The following is a 21153-nucleotide window of genomic DNA, read 5'->3' on the forward strand; positions in this document are numbered from 1 at the left end:
AGTTGCCATTGATGCGTCCGGACGAGGGCGGGTGCGCTGATCTGCGGAGAAGTCTCACAGCTCCTACCAAGGTGGTACGTAGCGTCTCGTACGCTTCGACGCGTAGACGATCTACGTACACCGGCGCTTCCTCTTGAAGAGGGGCTTCTCCCCTTCCAGAGGGGCTCCCCGCGGAAGGGGTTCCGGCGGGAGGGACTCGATGGACGCCTGGTGACGGATCCGCTCAATACGCGCGGGCCACAATGGCGACACTACCCGCCTCATCATCCGTTTCCGGCACCGCCCCGTCCTCGGCGACCAGGCACCGTACGGAGGCCCCGCGTTCGGCGAGAGCCGCCTCTCCCCGGGCGCCCAGCGTCGCCCAGGGGATGCGCGCCCAGCCGCCCGCGGCCGCGGCCTCGGCCGCCTCCTCGACGGTGGAGACGTCGGCGGTACGGGCCTCGCGGCGCGCCCTGGACTCCGTCAGCAGCAGCGCCTGGTCGTCCTCCAGGACCGTGGGCAGCAGTCCGGCGAGGGAGTCGACCGCCACCGGCTCCTTGCCTCCCGGGATCCGGCGTACGAGCATCGCGGTGCCGTTCTCCAGGTCGCGCGGGCCGATCTCGATCCGTACGGGCACACCCTTCAGCTCCCAGTCGACGGCCCGGCGGCCGAAGGGGATGTCGGTGCGGTCGTCGATCAGGACCCGGACGCCGGCGAGCCGGAGGCGGTCGGCGGTCTCGCGGACGGCGGCCAGGACCGGCTCGTCGCCCTTGATGGCCAGTACGACGGCCTGTACGGCGGCGAGGCGCGGCGGGACGCGCAGTCCGTCGTCGTCGCCGTGGGACATGATCAGTCCGCCGACCATCCGGGTCGAGGCGCCCCAGGAGGTCTGCCAGACCAGCTCCTCGGTGCCCTCCTTCGACAGGTACCGGGTGTGGAAGGCCCGCGCGAAGTTCTGTCCCAGCTCGTGGCTCGTGCCCATCTGGAGGGCCTTGCCGTCGCCCATCATCCCTTCGAGCGTGAGGGTGTTGACGGCTCCGGCGAAACGCTCGCGCGCGGTCTTGCGGCCCAGGACGACATCGATCCCGAGGACCTCGGTCATGAAGTCCGCGTAGACGTTCCGGTGGATGTGCGCGGCGTAGTCCCTGGCCTCCTCGTAGGTGGCGTGGGCGGTGTGGCCCTCCTGCCAGAGGAATTCGGTGGTGCGCAGGAAGACGCGGGGGCGCATCTCCCAGCGGACGACATTGGCCCACTGGTTGATCAGCAGCGGCAGATCGCGGTAGCTGCGCACCCATTTGGCGAAGTACGCGTTGACGATCGTCTCGGAGGTGGGCCGTACGACGACCGGCTCCTCCAGGTCCTTGCCGCCGCCGTGCGTGACGATCGCCAGTTCGGGCGCGAACCCCTCGACGTGCGCCGCCTCCCGGGTCAGATACGACTGCGGGATGAGGAGCGGGAAGTACGCGTTCGAGGCGCCGGCGGCCTTGATGCGGGTATCCAGCTCCTGCTGCATCCGCTCCCACAGACCGTACCCATATGGCCGCATCACCATCGTGCCGCGCACCGGCCCGTTGTCGGCCAGTTCGGCCTTGTTGATCAGATCCTGGTACCAGCGGGGGAAGTCGTCGGCCCGGGGCGTGAGAACAGGTGCCTTCGCCATGGCGGGCATCGTACGGGCTGGGACGAAAGGAACCGGCCATGCGCGCGGGGGCGCACGCCCGGGGCATACACGCTTTGCCCGCCGCCCACTGGACGCGGGCACGGATGCGGAGTTCTCTGGCATACGGGGGAAGAACGCGCGCATGCACACGGGGGGAGTCCATCAGGGCACGACCGACCTCTCGGCGGATTGGGGCGCTATCCATGACACGTACGCTCGGCCGGCACCACCAGCAGCTCTCGAACACGGCCACGGCACCGGCGGTCTCCGCCGAGGCGGGCGCGCGCGCCCGCGACTGGGCCGAGATACAGGAACGGATGCTGGTGCCGCTCTACGAAGCGGTGTACGAGCGCCTGGAGGTCCGGAGCGGGACCCGGGTGCTCGGTCTCGGCTGCGGCTCGGGGCTCGCCCTGCTGCTCGCGGCCGCGCGGGGTGCGCGGGTGACCGGCGTCGATTCCGACAACGAGCGGCTGGCACTGGCCCGCGAGCGGCTCCGCGCCGACCTGGAGCGGGACGGCCGGACGGACCGGGCGGCGGACACGGGCACACTGCTGCCGGTGGACCGGATGGCCGACGCCGCGCCGGGGCCGGGCCGTTCACCGTACGACCTGATCACCGCCTTCCAGCCGATCGGCTCCGTGGCGGGCGACGCGAAGGGGCTGGGGCCGGCGCTCGACGAGGCGATACCCCTGGCCCGGCGCGGCACGCCCGTGGTGCTCGCGGCCTGGGGTCCGCCGGAGCGCTGCGCCACGGACGGGGTGCTGCGGGTCGCGGGCCGGCTGGGCGACCGCCCGCGCAGGGCCGCCCGGCGGCCGGGGCACCGCGACGATCTGGAGGAGGTCGCGGCGCGGGCCGGTCTGAAGCCGGACGGTTCGGGGCGGGTGGCCTGCCCATTCGGGTACGCGGACCAGGAGAGCGCGGTCCGCGGCCTGTTGTCGACGGGGGTGTTCGACGGCGCGATCCGGACGACGAACCGCCGGCTGGTGGAGAAGGAGATCGGCGAGGCGCTCCATCCGCATCTGCGCCGTGACGGCACGGTCTGGATGCCGAACGTCTTCCGGTATCTGATCGCCCGTACGCCCTGAGAGCCGCCCATAACGGACCGGTACCAGACCCTGGACAGTATCCGGAATTCTGTTTACTGTCGCATCCGTGACTGGCTTCGACGAGCGTTTCCTGACCCGCAACGGCCTCGCGGCCCGGCAGCTGGCGGTTCTCCTGCTGAACCATGAGCCGGAGACCCGGCTGCCGCGCGTGCGGGACTTCGCCGTGGAGCTGGGCGTGGGGAACGGCACCGTCCAGGCCGCGCTCCAGCTGCTGGAGAACGCCGAGGCGATCGAGACGACGGCCCGGGGCCACCTCGGGACCTTCCTCGTCCGCTCGGACCGCTCCATACTGTGGCGGCTCTCCGGGCTCGGCACGCTCCTCGCCGCGATGCCGTTGCCGTACTCCCGCCGGTACGAGGGGCTGGCGACGGGGCTGCGCGCCGCCTTCGAGGAGGCCGGCGCGCCCTTCGCGATCACCTTCATGCGGGGCGCCGGCGCCCGTACGACCGCCCTCCTCGAAGGCAAGGTCGATCTCGTCGTCCTGTCGCGCTTCGCCGCCGACCGGCTGATCGAGGACCATCCCGTCGAGCTGGTCGCGGATCTGGGCCCGGCCACCTATGTCGGGGCGCACGGCCTGCTGCTGCGGCGCGGCTCGGACCCGGAGACCCCGGGGCTGCGCGTCGCCGTCGACCACGCCTCGGAGGATCAGCGGATGCTCGCCGAGCGCGCGTTCGCCGGGCGCTCGGACATCGAGTGGATCGAGGCGTCGTACATGCAGCTGCGCGACCTGTTCGAACACAATCGGGCCGACGCCACCGTCTGGAACCTCGATGAGGTGCAGGGGCTGCTCGGCATGAGCGTGGACGTCCTGCCGCTCGGCGACGAGGTCACCCGCGATCTGTCGCTGCGCAACTCCAGCGCGGCGGTCATCGGCAGGACGGAGGGGGCGAAGGCGCTCGGCGCCGTACGCGAGTCCCTCGATCTGTCGGTCGTCACCACCCTCCAGGCCGAGGTGTTGCGCGGTGAGCGCACGCCCTCGTACTGACCGCCACCGCCCCGGCCACGCGAAAGGACACCCCTGCGTGCCGACGCGTCGGCTCAAAATACAAAATCCTGGTTACTGTCTCTTCGTCACCCGAGGACCGGGCCCGAGGAATGGGATCGAAGGAAAGGAAGACCGAAGCCCATGGACGACCAGCTCGCCCTCCGCGTCCGGCTGTTCCGCGAGAGCGGCCAGGTCAGGCCCGAGGTCGCCGCGTTCGTGTCCGGGGAGCTGGACTCCCTGGCCGCCGAGGGTCATACCGTCACCGAGGCCACGGCGGGGATGCTCACCAGCCATCTGATGATGGCCCTCGACCGGCTCCTCGACGGCGCGCCGATCGAGGAGTTCAGGACCGACGCGCAGGTGGCGGCCGAACTCGCGGATTACCCCGAGGCCGTGGCCCGCGCCCGCGCGGTCTCCGCACGCGCCGAACGGGAGTTGGGCGCTCCGCTTCCCGACTCCGAGATCAACTTCCTGGGCCTGCATCTCGCCGTACTGGCCCAGAACTCGCCCGCCTCACCCCACTCGTAGGTCCCATCCCACTCGCAGATCCCACCCCACTCGCAGATCCCACCCCACTCGCAGATCCCACCTCACACGTAGGTCTCCTCTCACACGTAGGTCTCCTCTCACTCGCAGCGCGAAGGACCCAGCCATGACGAAGATCCTCACCGGCGGCGTCGGCAAGACCGAGGTCGCGCACACCGTCTCCGCACTCGCACTCGACGGCCTGGAGATCACGGTCTCCAACGACATGGACGCCGCGATGAAGCTCCGCGCCGGGCAGGCCGACTACTACCTCGGCACCTGTCACACCGGCGCCGGTGCCTCCCTCGGCATCCTGGTCGGCCTCCTGGGCCTGCCGCTCTGCCACACCTTCGGCCGCCACGTCCCCACCGAGGACGAGGTCGCCGCCCTGCTGGCGGACGGCAAGAAGGTCTTCGGCTTCGCCATCGACCAGATCGATGTGATCGCCCCGATCATGGCCCGCGCGATCGCCGCGCGCGGCTGACCGAAGACCTGCCAGGACCCGAGGAGAGACCCCGTGAGCAGCACCGTCCTCGCAGCGAGTACCAGTCTGGACTTCTCGCTGACGCAGAAGCTTTTCGTCATAGCCCTGTGCGCGCTGACCGCCTTCATCGCGCACATGGCGCTGGCCGTGTTCAACGACGGCGTACGCCCCTTCATGCTCGACTTCATCCAGGGACGCTCCAAGCGGACCGCCACCACCGCGGTCTCCTTCGGCCTCTCGGCGGGCTTCATCTTCGGCCTCGGCGCCCCGATGGCGCTGTCCAGCGGGGTGCTCAACCCCTGGCTGCTCTTCCTCCCCACCGACATCCTGGGCATCCTCGCGCCGAGGAAGTGGCTCGCGCCGCTGCTCGGCGGCGCCTGGGGCGCCGTGGTCGTCTTCGGTCTCAACGGGGCCAATGACGTCGCGCACGATCTGCCCGTCGACTTCCTGACGGCGATGCAGCAGATGTCGACGCCGATCCTCTTCCTGTTCACGCTCTTCCCCGTGCTCGCCATCACCAAGCAGTTCGGGCGGCTGCGCGGCGGCCTCGCGGCCGTGCTGGAGCTGGCGCTCGTGATCATGACGATGAAGCTCTGGCCCAATGTCTTCGCCGGCTCACTGGCGATGGCGGCCGGTGTGCTGCTGCTCATCGGCTTCGCCGTCCGGAAGGACCTGCTCCAGCGCACGGCGGACCGGGAGGCCGCGAAGGCTGCGGGCGAGGAGACCTCGGGTACGGGCCGGCAGGCGGTGGACGGAGACGATCCGATGGCCTCGCTCTTCAGCGCCAGCGCGCAGCGTCTGCGCCGGTATCTGCCGCTGTTCATGGTGCTGGGCGCCGGAGTCTGTGTGCTGGCGCAGATGCATATCTTCGGCGGCGGCGAGGCGACCAGCTTCCTGATCGCCAAGGGCCAGTACAGCGAGGCCGCCCAGGTCGACTTCTACCGGGTCTTCGGCTTCGTCCCGCTGATCGCGACGACCGCGCTCGCCTCCGGCGCGTACGGCATCGCCGGTTTCACGCTCGTCTACCCCATCGGCTATCTGCTGCCGAACCCGGTCCTGGCGGCCGTCGTCGGCGCCGTGGTCTTCGCCCTCGAAGTGCTGGCCCTGTCCTCCATCGGCAAGGTCCTGGGCAGGCTGCCGAGCGTGCGGGACTCCTCCGAGCATCTGCGGAGCGCGATCACCGACACCCTGCAACTGGCGATCCTCTTCGGCTCACTGCTCGCGGCCGATGTCATGGGCGGCGGACTCGCGATCCTCATCGTCGGCGGGCTCTATCTCCTCAACGAGGCGATGGGCAGGCCCGTGGTGCGGATGGCGGCGGCGCCCGCGGCGGTCATCGTCGGCGGCGTGCTCCTCAACCTCCTCTACTGGCTGGACCTGTTCACCCCCCTCAAGGGCTGACCCCGCGACGGTCCGGACAGGACCGCCAGGAAGGCACCCCCACGCTCATGCCTCATCTCACCACCGTCGCCGGGCCGCTGCCCGTCTCCGCCGTGCGCGGCCCGGCCCTCTCCCACGAACATCTCGTCCTCGATCTCGACCGTACGGGCGACGGCGCCGCTGTCCTCGAAGCCGGACGCCACCTGGACGCCGTCACCTCCGAACTGGCCGCGCTGCGCGCCGGGTTCGGGCTCTCCCTGGTCATCGAGCTGACCTGCCGCGGCATGGGCCGCGACCCGCGCGCCCTGGCCCGCGTCGCCGAGAGGTCCGGGGTCGCGGTGGTCGCGGCCACCGGCTGGTACTACGAGCCGTTCCACCCGGACGAGATCGGCGGCACGTCCGTCGGCCGGCTCACCGAGACCCTGGTCCAGGAGATCACCGACGGGTTCGGCTCCACCGGGATCCGGCCCGGCGTGCTCGGCGAGATCGGCAGCCACGGCGACCGGCCCAGCGAGCCGGAGAGCCGCGCGCTGCTCGCCTCGGCGCACGCCGCCGTCGCCACCGGTCTGTCGGTCGCCACCCATGCCCAGCTCGGCCGCGGCGGACTCGCCCAGCTCGAACTGCTCACCGGTACGGGCCTGGCTCCGCACCGGATCTGCCTCGGCCACCAGGACCTGCTGGACGATCCCGCCGTCCACCGCGAACTGGCGGCGAGCGGCGCGTACGTCGCCTTCGACACCGTCGGCAAGGAGTCCTACCAGAGCGACGACACCCGGCTGCGGCTGCTGCTCGCCCTGCTGGACGCCGGTCACGCGGACCGCGCCCTGCTCAGCTGCGACATCTCGCGCCACGGCTATCTGGAGTCGGAGGGCGGCCAGGGGTACGGCCATCTCTTCCGGTCCTTCCTGCCCAAGGCGCGCGCGGCGGGCGTGGACGACGAGCTGATCGACCTGATGACCCGGCGCAATCCGCTGCGCTTCCTGACCGGCGCGGACGCGGACGACGCCCCGGCCACCGACACCGACACCGACACCGACACCGACACCGAGGAGATCTGAGATGCCCGTGCTCCCGCGGACCTTCCCGCTGGCGACCGTCACCCTGGAGGACGCGGCCCAGCGGCAGTTCCGGCTTCTGGAGTGCACCGCCGCGCACTTCGAGGGACCACGGCTCTTCGAGGCGGACGCCGGTGTCGTACCGGGCCTCGGCCGCCCCCGTACGACCGCGCGCGTCGAGGCCGTACTCGCCGACTACTTCGGCGCCGAGGACGCGGCGCTCGTCCAGGGCGCCGGTACGGGCGCGATCCGCGCCGCGCTCGCCGCGGCCGTCTCCCCCGGCGACCCGCTGCTGATCCACCGGGCCCCGGTCTACCGGACGACCGCCGTCACCCTGCGCGGCCTCGGGGTCCGTACCACCGAGGCCGACTTCAACGACCCGGCGGCGCTCCGGCGGGCCCTGGAGTCCGGCGCGTTCTCCTGGGCGTACGTCCAGCACACGCGGCAGCGACTGGCCGACTCCTACGATCCGGGCGAGGTCCTCGCGGCCTGCCGCGCCGCCGGGGTCCGGACGGTCGTCGACGACAACTACGCGGTGATGCGCGTACCCGCCTCCGGGGTGGAGCTGGGCGCGGACGCCTCCTGCTTCTCCCTCTTCAAGCTGCACGGCCCCGAAGGCGTCGGCGCGGTCGTCGGCTCCCGTGATCTCATCGGACACGTCCGCGCCGACAACTACTCGGGCGGCGGCCAGGTCCAGGGCCACCAGGCCCTCGACGCGCTCCGCGCCCTCACCCACGTCCCCGTCCTGTGGGCGCTCCAGTCCCGGGTCGGCGCGGAGATCGCGGAGCGGCTCGCCGCCGGTGAGGTGCCGGGCGTCGCCGAGGTACGGATCGCCAACGCCCAGGACCGGTGTCTGCTGGTACGGCTCGACCGCCCGGTCGCCCGTGAGCTGCCCGCCGTCGCCGCGCGGTACGGCGCCGCGCCCTATCCCGTGGGCTCCAACTCCCGCTACGAGATCGCCCCGCTCGTCTACCGGATGTCCGGCTCGTCGCTGGACGACTCCCCCGAGCTCGCCGACTGGACCGTACGGATCAACCCCATGCGGGCCGGCGCCGATCTCGTGATCGGGATCCTCCGCCGTTCGCTGCACGACCTGAAGGGCTGATCGTGTTCCTGGACACCGTCCTCACCCGCAACCCCGCGCTCGTCGACACGGCGACCGCGCTGCACCGCTCCGGTGCCATCCCGCCCGACACGTACGTCATGGACGCGGACGCCGTCGAGGGCAACGCCGCGCTGCTGGCGGCCGAGGCCGAACGGCTCGGGCTCTCGCTGTGGTTCGTGGTCAAACAGTTCGGCCGCAACCCCGAGCTGATCCGGGCGGTCGCCCGGCACATCCCACGGTTCGCCGCGATCGATCCCGCCGAGGCCCGCACCCTGCACGCCACCGGAGCGGGGGCCGGCAACCTCGGCCATCTCGTACAGATCCCGCGCCGCGACCTGCCCGAGCTGCTCGCCTGGCGGCCCGAGGCGGTGACCGTCTTCGATCTCGCGAACGCGCGGGCCGTCTCGGAGGCCGCCGGTGAACTGGGCTTCGTCCAGGACGTGTTCGTACGTCTCGAAGGCGTTCCCGGCTCCGTCTACCCGGGTCAGGAAGGCGGCGTACCCCTGGACGCGCTGGACGAGTTCGCGTCCGCCGCCGAACAGCTGCCGTCGATCCGTATCGCGGGGGTCACCGCGTTCCCCTGCGTGCTGTGCGACCCGGCCACCGGCCTGCCCGCCGCCACCCCCAACTTCGAACTCGCCCTCAAGGCAAGGGAACTGCTGACCGCTCGCGGCCACCACCCGGTCGCGCTCAGCGCCCCCAGCGCCACCTCCATGGCGACGCTGCCCCTGCTGGCCGAACGGGGCGCCACCCACGGCGAGCCCGGCCACTCCCTCACCGGCACCACCCCGCTCCACGCGATCGACCCGCACCAGCCGGAACAGCCCGCCTACGTCTACGTCAGCGAGGTCGCCCACACCCTCGCGGACGGCAGGCCCGCGCTCTACGGCGGCGGCTTCTACAGCCGCGCCGGCATCCGCACCGCCCTGCTGCCCCGCACCGGTCTGCGCCTCCCGGTCCAGGACGCCCCCGCCGAGAACATCGACTACTACCGGCTGCTGGACGCGCCCCCCGCCGGCGAGGTGCGGGCCGGGGACACCGCCGTACTCGCCTTCCGTACGCAGATCTTCGTCACCCGCTCGACCGTCGCGGTCGTCGCCGGCCTCTCCACCGGAAACCCCCGGCTGACCGGCCTGTACGACGCGCGGGGCCGGGCCCTGTAAGGAGCCACCGTGAGCAAGACCGTCATCCTCGTCATCGACGGATTCGGGATCGGCGCGATGCCGGACGCGGGTGCCCTGCGTCCGGGCGATGTCGCGGCCGACACCTGCGGGCACGTACTGGACCACTGCCGCACGTCCCTGGGCCGCCCGCTGCGGCTGCCCGCGCTGGGACAGCTGGGCCTCGGCCTCGTCCATCCGCACCCCGACCTGGCCCGGTCCACCCGGCTGCCGGTGACGGCGGGCCGCGCCGCGCTCGGCTACCCGGGAGCGGACACGTACGCGGGCCACCAGACCATGATGGGCGCGGACTTCAGCCGCGTCACGGTGGCCCGGCTGGCCGGCCACCTCCCCGAGGTGATCGCGGCCCTGTCCGCGGCCGGCCACCGTGCCGAACCGCTCGACGGCCGGCCGCTGCTCCTGGTCGACGGCGCGGTCCTGGTCCACGACAACCTGGAGGCCGACCCGGGCATCAACTGGAACGTCTCCGGCCGCCTGGACGACCTGCCCTTCGACCGGATCCTCGGGATCGCCCGTACGGTACGGACCGTGGCCCCCGTCGCCCGCGTCATCGCGGTCGGCGGCCACGCGGACGGGCCCCTCGGCGCGTACGTACGCGACGGGGACGGCGGCACGGTCGGCCTGGACACCCCGGCCAGTGGCTTCTACCGCAACGGCGGACTCGAAGTCCAGCACCTGGGCGCGGACATCGACCACACCCGCCGGCTCCCGGACCTGGCGGCCCGCGCGGGCATCCCGGTCACGCTCGTCGGCAAGGCGGCGGACATCCTGGCGTGCGATGCCGCCGTACTGCGGCCGGCCGTCGGCACGGCGGAGGTCCTGGCCCACACACTGGAGGCGGTACGCGCCCCCGGCGACGGGCTCGTCGTCGCCAACGTCCAGGAGACGGACCTCGCCGGACACCAGCAGGACACCGACCGCTACGGCCGGATCCTGGAACAGACCGACGCGGGGCTGTCGGCGCTGCTCGGGCTGCTGTCCGGGGCGGGCGACCGGCTGACGGTGACGGGCGACCACGGCAACGACCCGACGATCGGCCACGCGTACCACACGCGCGAGTACGTCCCGGTCCTGACGTACGGCCCGGACGGCGCGGGCCCGGAACTACGGGCGGACGCGGGGACGCTGGCGTCCGTGGGAGCGGACGCGTGGGCGTGGCTTCGCCACGGTGTACGCGGGTTCGAGGTGGTCTCGGGCTGAGGCCGGGGCCGGTTCGGCCCCGGCACCCGCCGCCACAACGGCGCACGGCACCACGCCTCCCGCCGGAGGCTCACCGCACCGCACCCCGCCCAGGAGTCAGCTCATGAACTTCTTGAACTCGTCCGGGAGTTCGAACGACTTGTCCTGCCCCCCGGCCGGCAGGCCGTTCGCCGCCTCTTCCCGCCGCGCCAGCGCCGCCTGCTCCTCCGCCTTGCGCTTCATCGGGTTGCCCGACCGCTGCTTGCCCTTCGCCTGCTTCGTCTTCTTCTTCGCACGGCCGGGCCCGCCGCCCATCCCCGGAATGCCCGGCATCCCCGGCATCCCGCCGCCCTGCGCCATCTTCGACATCATCTTGCGGGCGTCGAAGAACCGCTCCACCAGGTTCTTCACGGCGCTGACCTCGACACCGGAACCCCGCGCGATCCGGGCCCGGCGTGAGCCGTTGATGATGACCGGGTCCTGACGCTCCCCCGGGGTCATCGACTTGATGATCGCGGCGGTGCGGTCCACGTCCTTCTCGTCGATGCTGTTGATCTGGTCCTTGATCTGCCCCATGCCCGGGAGCATGCCGAGCAGCTTGCTGATGCTGCCCATCTTCCTGACCTGCTCCATCTGCGCCAGGAAGTCGTCGAGCGTGAAGTCCTTGCCCTTGCTGCTCGCCAGCTTGGAGGCCATCTTCTCGGCCTCGGCCTGGCTGAACGTCTTCTCCGCCTGCTCGATGAGGGTGAGCAGGTCACCCATGTCGAGGATGCGGGACGCCATGCGGTCCGGGTGGAACGCGTCGAACTCGTCCAGCTTCTCGCCGTTCGAGGCGAACATGATCTGCTTGCCGGTGACGTGCGCGATGGAGAGGGCCGCGCCGCCGCGGGCGTCGCCGTCGAGCTTGGAGAGGACCACGCCGTCGAAGCCGACACCGTCGCGGAAGGCTTCCGCGGTGTTGACCGCGTCCTGGCCGATCATCGCGTCGACGACGAACAGGACCTCGTCCGGGCTGACGGCGTCGCGGATGTCCGCGGCCTGCTTCATCAGCTCCTCGTCGATGCCGAGGCGGCCCGCGGTGTCGACGATCACGACGTCGTGCTGCTTGGTCTTCGCGTACTCGACGGAGTCCTTGGCGACCTTGACCGGGTCGCCGACCCCGTTGCCCGGCTCGGGCGCGTACACCGAGACGCCCGCGCGGTCGGCGACCACGGAGAGCTGGGTGACGGCGTTGGGGCGCTGGAGGTCACAGGCGACGAGCAGCGGGGTGTGGCCCTGGCCCTTGAGCCAGAGGCCGAGCTTTCCGGCGAGGGTGGTCTTACCGGCGCCCTGGAGACCCGCGAGCATGATCACGGTGGGCGGCTGCTTGGCGAAGCGCAGGACGCGGGTCTCGCCGCCGAGGATGCCGATGAGCTCCTCGTTGACGATCTTGATGACCTGCTGCGCCGGGTTCAGCGCCTGGGAGACCTCGGCGCCGGCCGCGCGCTCCTTGACCTTGGCGATGAAGGCGCGGACGACGGGCAGCGCCACGTCGGCTTCGAGCAGGGCGATACGGATCTCGCGGGCCGTGGCGTCGATGTCCTCCGGGCTGAGGCGCCCTTTGCCCCGGAGGCTCTTGAATGTGGCTGCGAGGCGGTCGGAGAGAGTGTCGAACACGGCGGTCGCGGATCCTCAGGTCGGGGGCGGATGAGGGGGCTGTCCCGCTACAGCTTCGCGCTATGAAGGACAGACCGTTCCCCAGGGTATCCGGCCGCGCGCGGTGCGGTCTGCCCTGTGGGGGCTCGGCCGTTCGGCCGAGCCCCCGGCCGCGTCGTCAGCGCAGCGCGGCCTCCACGGCGCCGGCCAGCTCGGCGGCGGCCTTCTCGGGCAGCGGCCGGCCCCGCTCGTTCGTGACGTAGAACGCGTCGACCGCGTTGGCGCCCAGCGTCGACACATGCGCGCTGCGCACCCGTACCCTCGCCTCCTCCAGGGCGCGGCCGATGCGGTGCAGCAGCCCCGGTGCGTCCTGGGCGCGTACCTCGATGACCGTCGCGAGCTGGGAGGCGGTCGGCGCGACGGTGACGCGGGGCGGTGGAGCCGTGACTCCCCGGCGGCGCGGATACGCGGCCTCCCGTTCGGCGAGCCGGGACGGGATGTCGAGCGAGCCGTCGAGGGCCCGTACGAGATCGGCGCGGAGCCGGGCGGCCTGCGGCAGGGAGCCGTATTCGGCGGCCACCCGCCAGCTCAGCAGCAGGACCTCGGTGGTCCCCTTCCGTTCCGCGTCCTTGCCCAGCTCGGCGGGCAGCTCGACGGCGCGCAGATCGGCGGCGCGTACGGTCAGCCGGTGCAGGGCGAGCACCCCGGCCGCGGCGGGCAGGACGCCCGGCTGGTCGGGGAGGGCGATGAGCAGCTCGACGCCGACGGGTTCGGGTTCGCCGTCGTCCTGCGGGGCCTCGGCCTGGGCGTGCAGCGCCAGTACGGGACCGCCGGTGCGCAGCGCCTCCACGGCCAGCCGTTCCTGCTCGGCGCTGGGCGCGGCGGGTTCCGGCTCGGTGACGGCGTCGCCCGCGAGGACGGCGGCCACGCGCGCGACGAGGTCGTCGACGAGCGAGGCGCGCCAGGAGGACCAGGCCGCGGGGCCGGTGGCGAGCGCGTCGGCCTCGGTGAGGGCGTGCAGCAGTTCCAGGGTGGCGAGCGAACCGACCCGGGTGGCGACCGCGCTGACGGTCGCGGGGTCGTCGAGGTCGCGCCGGGTCGCGGTGTCGATGAGCAGCAGGTGGTGGCGTACGACCGTGGCGACGACGCCCATGTCCTCACGGTCGAAGCCGATCCGGGAGGCGACGTCGCGGGCGATGACCTCACCGGCCACGGAGTGGTCGCCGGGCCAGCCCTTGCCGATGTCGTGCAGCAGGGCGCAGATCAGCAGCAGGTCGGGACGGCCCACGCGGCGGGTCAGCGAGGACGCCTGGACGGCGGTCTCCACGAGATGGCGGTCGACGGTCCAGGTGTGGACGGGGTTGCGCTGCGGCCGGCAGCGGACCCGCTCCCAGTCGGGCAGGAACTGGCTGATCAGGCCCTCGGCCTCCAGCGCCTCCCAGACGGGGACGGTCGACTCGCCGGCGCCGAGCAGGGTGATCAGTTCCTGGCGCGCCTCGGCGGGCCAGGGCACGGGCAGCGGCTTCGCGGCGGCGGCCAGCCGGCGGACGGCGTGCAGCGAGATCGGCAGACCGGCCTGGGCGGCGGCGGCCGCCGCCCGCAGGGGCAGCACGAGGTCGCGCTCCGGGCGGGCGGTACGGGCGAGGACGACCTCGCCGTCCTGCTCGACGACGCCTTCGGCGAGCGGGCTGCGGTCCGGGGCCGGCTTGGCGCCGAGCATGGCCCGCAGCCGGGGGCGTACGGCCCGGGAGCGCAGTACGCGGTTGACCTCGCGCCAGGTGACGTCGGAGGCGTACGAGACGGTGCGCGCCGCCTCGTACACCTGCCGCAGCAGCGCGTCGGCGTCGAGCAGGCCGAGTTCCGCGGCGACCGGGTCCTGTTCCTGGAGGGCGAGCCGGTCGGTGGCGCGGCCGGTGGTCAGATGCAGGGCGTCGCGGGCGTCGAGGAGCCGGCGCCGGGCCTCGTAGAGCCCTTCGCGGGGCGCGTCGGCGAGCCAGGAGGCGGCGATGGCGCGCAGCGCGGTGGCGTCGCGCAGTCCGCCCCTGGCCTCCTTGAGGTCGGGTTCCAGCAGGAACTGGAGCTCGCCCTGGCGCTCGGCGCGCTCCCGGCAGAGTTCGTCCAGCTCGGGGAGGCGTTTGAGGGCGCTGTTGCGCCAGTCGGCGAGGATCGCGGTGCGTACGCCGCTGACCAGGCCCAGGTCCCCGGCGACATGCCGGGCGTCGAGCAGCCCGAGCTGTGCCTTGAGGTCCTCGCCCGCGGTCCTGCGCGCCTCGGCCGGGGTGCGTACGGAGTGGTCGAGGGCGAGCCCGAGGTCCCACACCGGGTACCAGACGCGGTCGGCGAGTGCGGCGATCGCGGCGGGACCGGAGCTGCCGTCGTGCAGGAGCAGCAGGTCGAGGTCGCTGCGCGGCGACAGTTCACCCCGGCCGTAGCCGCCGACGGCGACGAGCGCGGCGCCCCGTACCCCGGCTTCCCTGGCGGCGGTGGTGAACAGCGCGTTCAGCCAGTCGTCGGTCAGTCTGGCCAGCGCGGCACGGCGCGGCGGCCCGGACCGCGCCTTCTCCTGGAGGAGGCGCAGCCGGGCCGCCGCGTAGCCGCTGGGTCCCGAGTCTGCCTGTTCGGTCGTCTCTTCGAGGCTCGTCACCCAGTCGTTCCTATCTCTAGAGTGCGTCCGGGCCGCGCTCGCCGGTCCGTACCCGGACCGCCGTGTCGACCGGCACGCTCCATACCTTCCCGTCACCGATCTTGCCGGTGCGGGCGGCCTTGACCACCACATCGATGAGCTGTTCGGCGTCGCCGTCCTCGACCAGCACCTCGATGCGGATCTTCGGTACGAGGTCGACGGTGTACTCGGCACCGCGGTAGACCTCGGTGTGGCCGCGCTGGCGGCCGTAGCCACTGGCCTCCGTGACCGTGAGCCCCTGGACGCCGAAGGCCTGCAGGGCCTCCTTGATCTCGTCCAGCCGGTGTGGCTTCACGACTGCGGTGATGAGCTTCATGCGTCCACCTTCTTGGTCTTCGCCGCGACGGCGACGTTCTCGTCCTGGCTGGCGGCGGCGACGCTACTACGGCCCGACGGCGAACCCCCGACCGCGCTGAAGTCGTAGGCGGACTCGGCGTGGTACGCCATGTCGACGCCGCTCGTCTCGTCGTCCTCGGAGGCCCGGAAGCCGATCGTGGCGTCGACGATCTTGGCGAGGATCCAGGAGACCACGAAGGAGTAGGCCATCACCGCGAAGGCACCGACGGCCTGCTTGCCCAGCTGCGAGAGTCCGCCGACCCCGCCGGTGGCGAGGACACCCACGAGCAGGGTGCCGATGACACCGCCGACGAGGTGGACGCCGACCACGTCGAGGGAGTCGTCGTAGCCCAGCTTGAACTTGAGGCTGACGGCCCAGGAGCAGATCGCGCCGGCGACGACACCGATGAGCAGGGCGCCGAAGGGGTTGACGGCCGCACCGGACGGGGTGATCGCGACGAGGCCCGCGACGGCGCCGGAGGCGGCGCCCAGCGTGGTGAACGCGCCGTGCCGGATGCGCTCGTAGATCAGCCAGCCGAGCATCGCGGCGCCGGTGGCGATCTGTGTGTTGAAGGCCATGAGGGCGGCGGTGCCGTTGGCGGCCAGCGCCGATCCGGCGTTGAAGCCGAACCAGCCGAACCAGAGCAGTCCGGCGCCGAGGACGACGAGCGGCAGGTTGTGCGGCCGCATCGGGTCCTTCTTGAATCCGATCCGCTTGCCGACGACGAGGACCGCGGCGAGCGCTCCGACACCCGCGTTGATGTGGACCGCCGTACCACCGGCGAAGTCGATCACCCCGAGCTTGAAGAGCCAGCCGTCGGACTGCCAGACCCAGTGCGCGATCGGGAAGTACACGACGGAGACCCAGAGCGCGATGAACAGCGCCCAGGCGCTGAACTTCACGCGGTCCGCGAGGGCACCGCTCATCAGCGCGGGGGTGAGGACGGCGAACATCAGCTGGAAGAGGGCGAAGGCGAAGACCGGAATGCCTTCCGTGCCTCCGGTCAGGGTGTCGACCGTGATGCCCTTGAGGCCGATGTGGTCGAAGTTGCCCAGCAGGCCGGCACCGATGTCGTCACCGAAGGTCAGCGAGTACCCGTAGAGCACCCACAGCACGCTGACGATCCCGAGCGAGATCAAGGACATCATGAGCATGTTGAGGGCGCTCTTCACCCGCACCATGCCGCCGTAGAAGAATGCCAGGCCGGGCGTCATCAGCATGACGAGCGCGGCACTGATCAATACGAATGCGGTATCTGCGCCATTCAAGGCCAGCGTCTCCTCGTGGTCGGAACGGCCCGTGCGGGATGCTCAAGCTAGGTGTGGGCCGACTGTGCTGAGGAGATTGGCGCAGCGCGGTTTCGGCCAATGCCGCTCGATGTTTCGCGGCAGTGACGAAGACGTCCTGTGTGTTACGTGCCGATGAACCGGCGGATCCCGGCCGCCGGCCTGGATACCCTCTGCGGACATCGGAAACCGGCCGCGGCGGTCACCCTGTGTCCTGGCGGCGGGGGAGCCGTGTCGGGCTGTACGGGGTGACTGCCGCGGCCGGGGCTTTCGGCGGGGCGGTGGGCGGGTCCGGCCGGGCGGCCGGGGCACGTCCGCCGCTCAGACGGCCTCCGCGGACTCGGGCAGCTGGGCGGTGAGCCGCTCGGTGAGATCGACGACACCGGTGACATCGCCGAACTCCCTGGCGGCGGTGTCGAGCGTCTTGCGGAGCCGGGTGTTGACCCGCTCGGAACGGACGCTCTCCGCCACCTTGAGGGCCTTCTCCGCAAGGGCCGTGGACTGCTCGGGCTCCCTCTTGAGGAGATGGACGGTGGCCAGGCCGATGAGGTTGAGCGCATACGACCGCTGGTGGTCGGTGTCCTGGGCGAACAGGTCGACGGCGCGCCGCATGACGGGTTCGGCGAGGGAGGCGTAGGTGGGGCTGCGGCCGGCGACATAGGCGAGGTCGCGGTACGAGTGGGCGTTCTCGCCGTTGAGTTCGGCCTCGGAGAAGAAGCGGATCCAGTCGGGCTCCACCTCGCCGTCGAGCCCGGCGTCGGAGAAGGTGTCCTCGGCCATCCTGACGGCCCGCTTCGTCTTGCTCGGCTGCCCCATGTTGGCGTACGCGCGCGCCTCCATCGCATACAGCATGGCCTGGGTCCGCGGGGTGGCGCAGTCGCGGCTGCCGTACTGCGCGAGATGGATCAGCTCCAGCGCGTCGTCGGGCCGGCCGAGATGGATCATCTGGCGGCTCATGGACGAGAGGATGTACGAGCCGAGCGGCTTGTCCCCGGCCTCCTTCGCGGCGTGCAGGGCGAGGACGAAGTACTTCTGGGCGTTGGGCTGGAGGCCGACGTCGTAACTCATCCACCCCGCCAGCTCGGCCAGTTCGGCCGCGCACCGGAAGAGCCGTCGCGAGGTGGCCTCGGGCTGAGGCTCCTGGAGCAGGTCGGTGACCTCGTGGAGCTGGCCGACGACCGCCTTGCGCCGGAGTCCGCCGCCGCACTGCGCGTCCCAGAGCCGGAACATCGCGGTGGTCGACTCCAGCAGATCCAGCTCGGGCGCGGAGAGCCGGCCGGCGCGGGACGGGGCGGCGACGGGCTCGTCGGGCTGCTCCTGGCCGCCCGCCGATGTGGGCACCAGCCAGCGCTGCATGGGCTCCACCAGCGCGGGTCCGGCGGCCAGCGCCAGTGAGGTGCCGAGGAAGCCGCGCCGCGCCAGCATCAGATCGCTGCGGGAGAACTCACTGATCAGCGCCACGGTCTGCGGGCCCGCCCAGGGCAGATCGACCCCGGACACCGAGGGCGACTGGTGCGCGGAGCGCAGCCCCAGCTCCTCGACGGCGACGACGGCGCCGAAGCGCTCGGAGAACAGCTCGGCGAGGATGCGCGGGATCGGCTCGCGCGGCTGCTCGCCGTCGAGCCAGCGGCGCACCCGCGAGGTGTCCGTGCTGATGTGGTGCGCGCCCATCTGACGTGCCCTGCGGTTGACCTGGCGCGCCAGTTCGCCCTTCGACCAGCCACTGCGCAGGAACCACGAGCCGAGCTGCCCATTCGGGCGCTTGCCGGTATGCGTACCGCCTGCGCCACTGCCGCCCACTGGAACGCCCCCATCCGCTGAAGCCATTTGTCGCGCGAACCGGTATCAGAATGCCGCGAGCACGGGGTGCCTGTCCGCCGGTTGCGCCCCTTCGAACAGGAAACCGAGTTGCCCTTGGCATACCCACGGGAGTGCCTGCCCCGGGTTCGTGTACTGAAAGTAATCCTACGATCACTGCCCCAGCGAGGGTGATTCCACAATCGCCACCATTCGCCACCCCTTCGAATGAACTCGCCCCCGGCGGGGCGCGATTGACTTGACGCACGTCGACCGGAGCGGACCGAAGCGCTGTACGCCGGGGCGCGCGAATCCGGTCCCACTACTCCCAATGCCACTTCGCGCCGCCTCGACCGCCCCGATGGCGACGGAGTGTCACGGGCACACTGCGAGACGTAACCACCGGCGAGTTCGACCCGTTGGAGGGGGCATGGGCTTCACGATCGGCGGCATCCGGGAGATGCGGTCCGGCGCGCGCCGCCGCGGCCGCACCACGGAGTGCACCACGGTGGCGGAGTACACGGGCCTGTGGGGCTGGGACGTGATTCCCGGTGTTCCCGAGGCGGTTCCCGCGGCGCGGGCCTCGGGCGAGCGGTGCTCCTGCGGCGAGCCCGGCTGCGCGTCGCCGGGCGCCCATCCCCTGGCGTTCAGCCCCGAGGTGTCGGCGGGCGCCACCCTCGACGACGTCACCAAGGCGTGGTCGGAGGTGCCGGGCGCGGCGGTACTGCTGCCGGTGGGCCGCGGCTTCGACATCATCGACGTGGCGGAACCGGCGGGGAGCCGGGCCCTGGTACGGCTCGAACGGATGGGGCTCCCGCTGGGCCCGGTCATGGCGACGCCCGCGGGCCGCGCCCACTTCTTCGTGGCACCGGGCGCGGCGGCGGAACTGCCGGAGCTGCTGTACCGGATGGGCTGGGACGACGCGGACCTGGACCTGCACGGCCTGGGGCCGGGGGCGTATGTGATGGCGCCGCCGTCGGAGGTGGCGGGCCTGGGCCCGGTGCGATGGCTGCGCCCGCCCTGCCTGGACACGGCGGCGGAACCCCCACCGGCGCGGCTGCTCCTGGGCACGCTGGCGTATATCTGCCACCGCCTGGCCTGACGGGAGCCGCCGTCCGGCGGTGCGCGTCCGGCGGGGGGGTCGTTGTCCGGGGTGCGTTCGGCTGGGGCCGGTTGGCTGTCTGCGCGTTGTGGCCGGGTGGCGCTCCGGCCTCGCGTCCGGGACTGCGTGCTTTCCGGGCCCCCGGACCCGGCCCGCGACAACGAGACCGCAACCCGGAAACCGGAGACCGGCCCCCGCCGAAACGCCCCCTAGGCCCTGTCCGGCCGATCTTCGTGGGCCCGGAACGCCTGGCACGGCGCCTCGCCGCGTTGTCGGAGTCGGCCAAGTACGTCCAGTACGAGGCCGATCCTCCGCCTTGCGATCCACCGCGCCAGACGTCCCGGGCTGATCCACGAAGATCGACCGGACAGGACCTAGTCCCCGATCAGCGCGTTCACGAACGCCTCGGGTTCGAACGGCGCCAAGTCATCCGCTCCCTCGCCCAGCCCCACCAGCTTCACCGGCACCCCCAGCTCCCGCTGGACCGCGATCACGATGCCCCCCTTGGCCGTGCCGTCCAGCTTCGTGAGGACGATGCCCGTGATGTCCACGACCTCCGCGAACACCCGCGCCTGCACCAGCCCGTTCTGGCCGGTCGTGGCGTCCAGGACGAGCAGTACCTCGTCCAGCGGACCGTGCTTCTCCACGACCCGCTTGACCTTGCCCAGCTCGTCCATCAGCCCGGTCTTGGTGTGCAGCCGGCCCGCCGTGTCGATGAGGACGACGTCCGCGCCCTCCGCGATGCCCTCCTTGACCGCGTCGAAGGCGATCGACGCGGGGTCGCCGCCCTCGGGGCCTCGTACCGTACGCGCGCCGACGCGCTCGCCCCACGTCTGGAGCTGGTCGGCGGCGGCGGCGCGGAACGTGTCCGCCGCGCCCAGGACGACCGAGCGGCCGTCCGCGATCAGTACGCGTGCCAGCTTGCCGGTGGTCGTGGTCTTGCCGGTGCCGTTGACGCCGACGACCATCACGACGGCCGGGGTGTCCAGACCGCTCTCGGTCTTCACCGCGCGGTCGAAGTCCGTGTCGAGGAGGGTGACCAGCTCCTCCTTGAGGAGCGTGCGCAGTTCCTCCGGCGTCCGCGTACCGAGGACCCGTACCCGCTCGCGCAGCCGCTCGACCAGTTCCTGGGTCGGTGTGACACCGACGTCCGCGATGAGGAGGGTCTCCTCGATCTCCTCCCAGGTCTCCTCGTCGAGGTGCTCGCGCGAGAGCAGCGTGAGCAGTCCCTTGCCGAGGGAGTTCTGCGAGCGGGCGAGCCGGGCGCGCAGCCGGATCAGCCGGCCGGCGGACGGCTCGGGGATCTCGATCGCGGGCGCGGGCGGCGCGGCGACGACCGGATCCTCGACGGCGACCGGCGTCTCCGTGGCGCCCGGGAGGCCGACCTCCTCGATCGTGCGGCGGGATTCGTCGCGGGGCGCCTCCGCCTCGTCACCGACATGTGGCTCGGCAGGAGGAGCTGTGAGGGTCGGCGTGCTCGACGGCGCCTCGGGCGGCAGCTTCTTCTTCTTGCGGCTGCCGACCACGAGCCCGCTGATCAGGCCGACCGCGACCAGGGCGATGACTACTACAAGGATGACGATTTCCATAACGCTCCCAGTATCGGCCACGGCCGGGACCGGCCCTGGCTTCAGAGGATCACACGAAGATCCTCGCTACGATTTGGACCTTTTG

At 71.8% G+C, this 21153-nt stretch carries 17 protein-coding genes; 10 read left to right on the forward strand and 7 right to left on the reverse strand.

Annotated features, from left to right (window positions below):
* Positions 1–223: 223 nt before the first annotated feature.
* Entirely contained in the window at positions 224–1639 is a 1416-nt protein-coding gene (gene proS, locus ACIOGX_RS29435; protein ID WP_401917676.1) for a proline--tRNA ligase, read from the reverse strand.
* Between the two features lie 203 nt (positions 1640–1842).
* Here proS and ACIOGX_RS29440 point away from each other — a divergent pair, with 203 nt between their 5' ends.
* From ACIOGX_RS29440 to ACIOGX_RS29480, 9 genes are all read left to right on the forward strand, one after another.
* Positions 1843–2724 (forward strand): class I SAM-dependent methyltransferase, encoded by an 882-nt coding sequence (locus tag ACIOGX_RS29440; protein WP_401761276.1) that lies wholly within the window; start codon positions 1843–1845, stop codon positions 2722–2724.
* A gap of 67 nt (positions 2725–2791) precedes the next feature.
* On the forward strand, positions 2792–3730 hold the full coding sequence (gene yhfZ / locus ACIOGX_RS29445) for a GntR family transcriptional regulator YhfZ (protein WP_356511405.1): 939 nt from the start codon (positions 2792–2794) through the stop codon (positions 3728–3730).
* A gap of 141 nt (positions 3731–3871) precedes the next feature.
* Positions 3872–4258: a PRD domain-containing protein gene (locus ACIOGX_RS29450; RefSeq protein WP_401917679.1), complete on the forward strand. Its 387-nt coding sequence runs from the start codon at positions 3872–3874 to the stop codon at positions 4256–4258.
* Positions 4259–4382: 124 nt separating this feature from the next.
* Positions 4383–4739: a DUF2620 family protein gene (locus ACIOGX_RS29455; protein WP_356511402.1), complete on the forward strand. Its 357-nt coding sequence runs from the start codon at positions 4383–4385 to the stop codon at positions 4737–4739.
* Between the two features lie 33 nt (positions 4740–4772).
* Entirely contained in the window at positions 4773–6140 is a 1368-nt protein-coding gene (locus ACIOGX_RS29460; protein WP_401917681.1) for a YhfT family protein, read from the forward strand.
* A 47-nt stretch (positions 6141–6187) separates the two neighbouring features.
* Complete coding sequence (locus ACIOGX_RS29465) at positions 6188–7177, forward strand: phosphotriesterase (protein WP_401917683.1); 990 nt, start codon at positions 6188–6190, stop codon at positions 7175–7177.
* Between the two features lies 1 nt (position 7178).
* On the forward strand, positions 7179–8279 hold the full coding sequence (locus tag ACIOGX_RS29470; protein ID WP_401917685.1) for an aminotransferase class V-fold PLP-dependent enzyme: 1101 nt from the start codon (positions 7179–7181) through the stop codon (positions 8277–8279).
* A 2-nt stretch (positions 8280–8281) separates the two neighbouring features.
* Positions 8282–9442, forward strand: coding sequence for an alanine racemase (locus ACIOGX_RS29475; protein WP_356511396.1), 1161 nt, complete (start codon positions 8282–8284; stop codon positions 9440–9442).
* A 9-nt stretch (positions 9443–9451) separates the two neighbouring features.
* Positions 9452–10660 (forward strand): phosphopentomutase, encoded by a 1209-nt coding sequence (locus ACIOGX_RS29480; protein ID WP_401917687.1) that lies wholly within the window; start codon positions 9452–9454, stop codon positions 10658–10660.
* A gap of 96 nt (positions 10661–10756) precedes the next feature.
* Here the strand turns inward: ACIOGX_RS29480 and ffh are convergent, their stop codons facing one another.
* The 5 genes from ffh to ACIOGX_RS29505 all read right to left on the reverse strand — a co-directional run bounded on the left by ffh (position 10757) and on the right by ACIOGX_RS29505 (position 18380).
* On the reverse strand, positions 10757–12295 hold the full coding sequence (gene ffh / locus ACIOGX_RS29485) for a signal recognition particle protein (RefSeq protein ID WP_356511393.1): 1539 nt from the start codon (positions 12293–12295) through the stop codon (positions 10757–10759).
* 157 nt (positions 12296–12452) lie between these two features.
* A complete protein-coding gene (locus ACIOGX_RS29490; RefSeq protein WP_401917689.1) occupies positions 12453–14918 on the reverse strand; it encodes a [protein-PII] uridylyltransferase in 2466 nt (821 codons plus the stop codon).
* Between the two features lie 16 nt (positions 14919–14934).
* The gene (locus ACIOGX_RS29495) at positions 14935–15273 is read right to left on the reverse strand and encodes a P-II family nitrogen regulator (protein WP_030351756.1); all 339 of its coding nucleotides are present in this window, start codon (positions 15271–15273) and stop codon (positions 14935–14937) included.
* A complete protein-coding gene (locus ACIOGX_RS29500; RefSeq protein ID WP_356511388.1) occupies positions 15270–16562 on the reverse strand; it encodes an ammonium transporter in 1293 nt (430 codons plus the stop codon). Before ACIOGX_RS29500 ends, ACIOGX_RS29495 begins: the two co-directional genes overlap by 4 nt.
* Positions 16563–16901: 339 nt before the next feature.
* Complete coding sequence (locus ACIOGX_RS29505) at positions 16902–18380, reverse strand: hypothetical protein (RefSeq protein ID WP_401917692.1); 1479 nt, start codon at positions 18378–18380, stop codon at positions 16902–16904.
* A 427-nt stretch (positions 18381–18807) separates the two neighbouring features.
* Here ACIOGX_RS29505 and ACIOGX_RS29510 point away from each other — a divergent pair, with 427 nt between their 5' ends.
* A complete protein-coding gene (locus tag ACIOGX_RS29510) occupies positions 18808–19479 on the forward strand; it encodes a bifunctional DNA primase/polymerase (RefSeq protein WP_384766528.1) in 672 nt (223 codons plus the stop codon).
* A 374-nt stretch (positions 19480–19853) separates the two neighbouring features.
* Here the strand turns inward: ACIOGX_RS29510 and ftsY are convergent, their stop codons facing one another.
* Positions 19854–21068, reverse strand: coding sequence for a signal recognition particle-docking protein FtsY (ftsY, locus tag ACIOGX_RS29515; RefSeq protein WP_356511383.1), 1215 nt, complete (start codon positions 21066–21068; stop codon positions 19854–19856).
* Positions 21069–21153: the final 85 nt, after the last annotated feature.

The organism is Streptomyces sp. NPDC088147, from assembly GCF_044741565.1.
Taxonomy (GTDB): Bacteria; Actinomycetota; Actinomycetes; order Streptomycetales; family Streptomycetaceae; genus Streptomyces.

What these genes read in the sequence shown, in the direction of transcription:
- proS (WP_401917676.1), bottom strand. Translation starts at nt 1,639, where the DNA reads ATGGCGAAGGCACCTGTTCTCACGCCCCGGGCCGACGACTTCCCCCGC.
- ACIOGX_RS29440 (WP_401761276.1), top strand. Translation starts at nt 1,843, where the DNA reads ATGACACGTACGCTCGGCCGGCACCACCAGCAGCTCTCGAACACGGCC.
- ACIOGX_RS29450 (WP_401917679.1), top strand. Translation starts at nt 3,872, where the DNA reads ATGGACGACCAGCTCGCCCTCCGCGTCCGGCTGTTCCGCGAGAGCGGC.
- ACIOGX_RS29455 (WP_356511402.1), top strand. Translation starts at nt 4,383, where the DNA reads ATGACGAAGATCCTCACCGGCGGCGTCGGCAAGACCGAGGTCGCGCAC.
- ACIOGX_RS29465 (WP_401917683.1), top strand. Translation starts at nt 6,188, where the DNA reads ATGCCTCATCTCACCACCGTCGCCGGGCCGCTGCCCGTCTCCGCCGTG.
- ACIOGX_RS29470 (WP_401917685.1), top strand. Translation starts at nt 7,179, where the DNA reads ATGCCCGTGCTCCCGCGGACCTTCCCGCTGGCGACCGTCACCCTGGAG.
- ACIOGX_RS29495 (WP_030351756.1), bottom strand. Translation starts at nt 15,273, where the DNA reads ATGAAGCTCATCACCGCAGTCGTGAAGCCACACCGGCTGGACGAGATC.
- ACIOGX_RS29510 (WP_384766528.1), top strand. Translation starts at nt 18,808, where the DNA reads ATGGGCTTCACGATCGGCGGCATCCGGGAGATGCGGTCCGGCGCGCGC.
- ftsY (WP_356511383.1), bottom strand. Translation starts at nt 21,068, where the DNA reads ATGGAAATCGTCATCCTTGTAGTAGTCATCGCCCTGGTCGCGGTCGGC.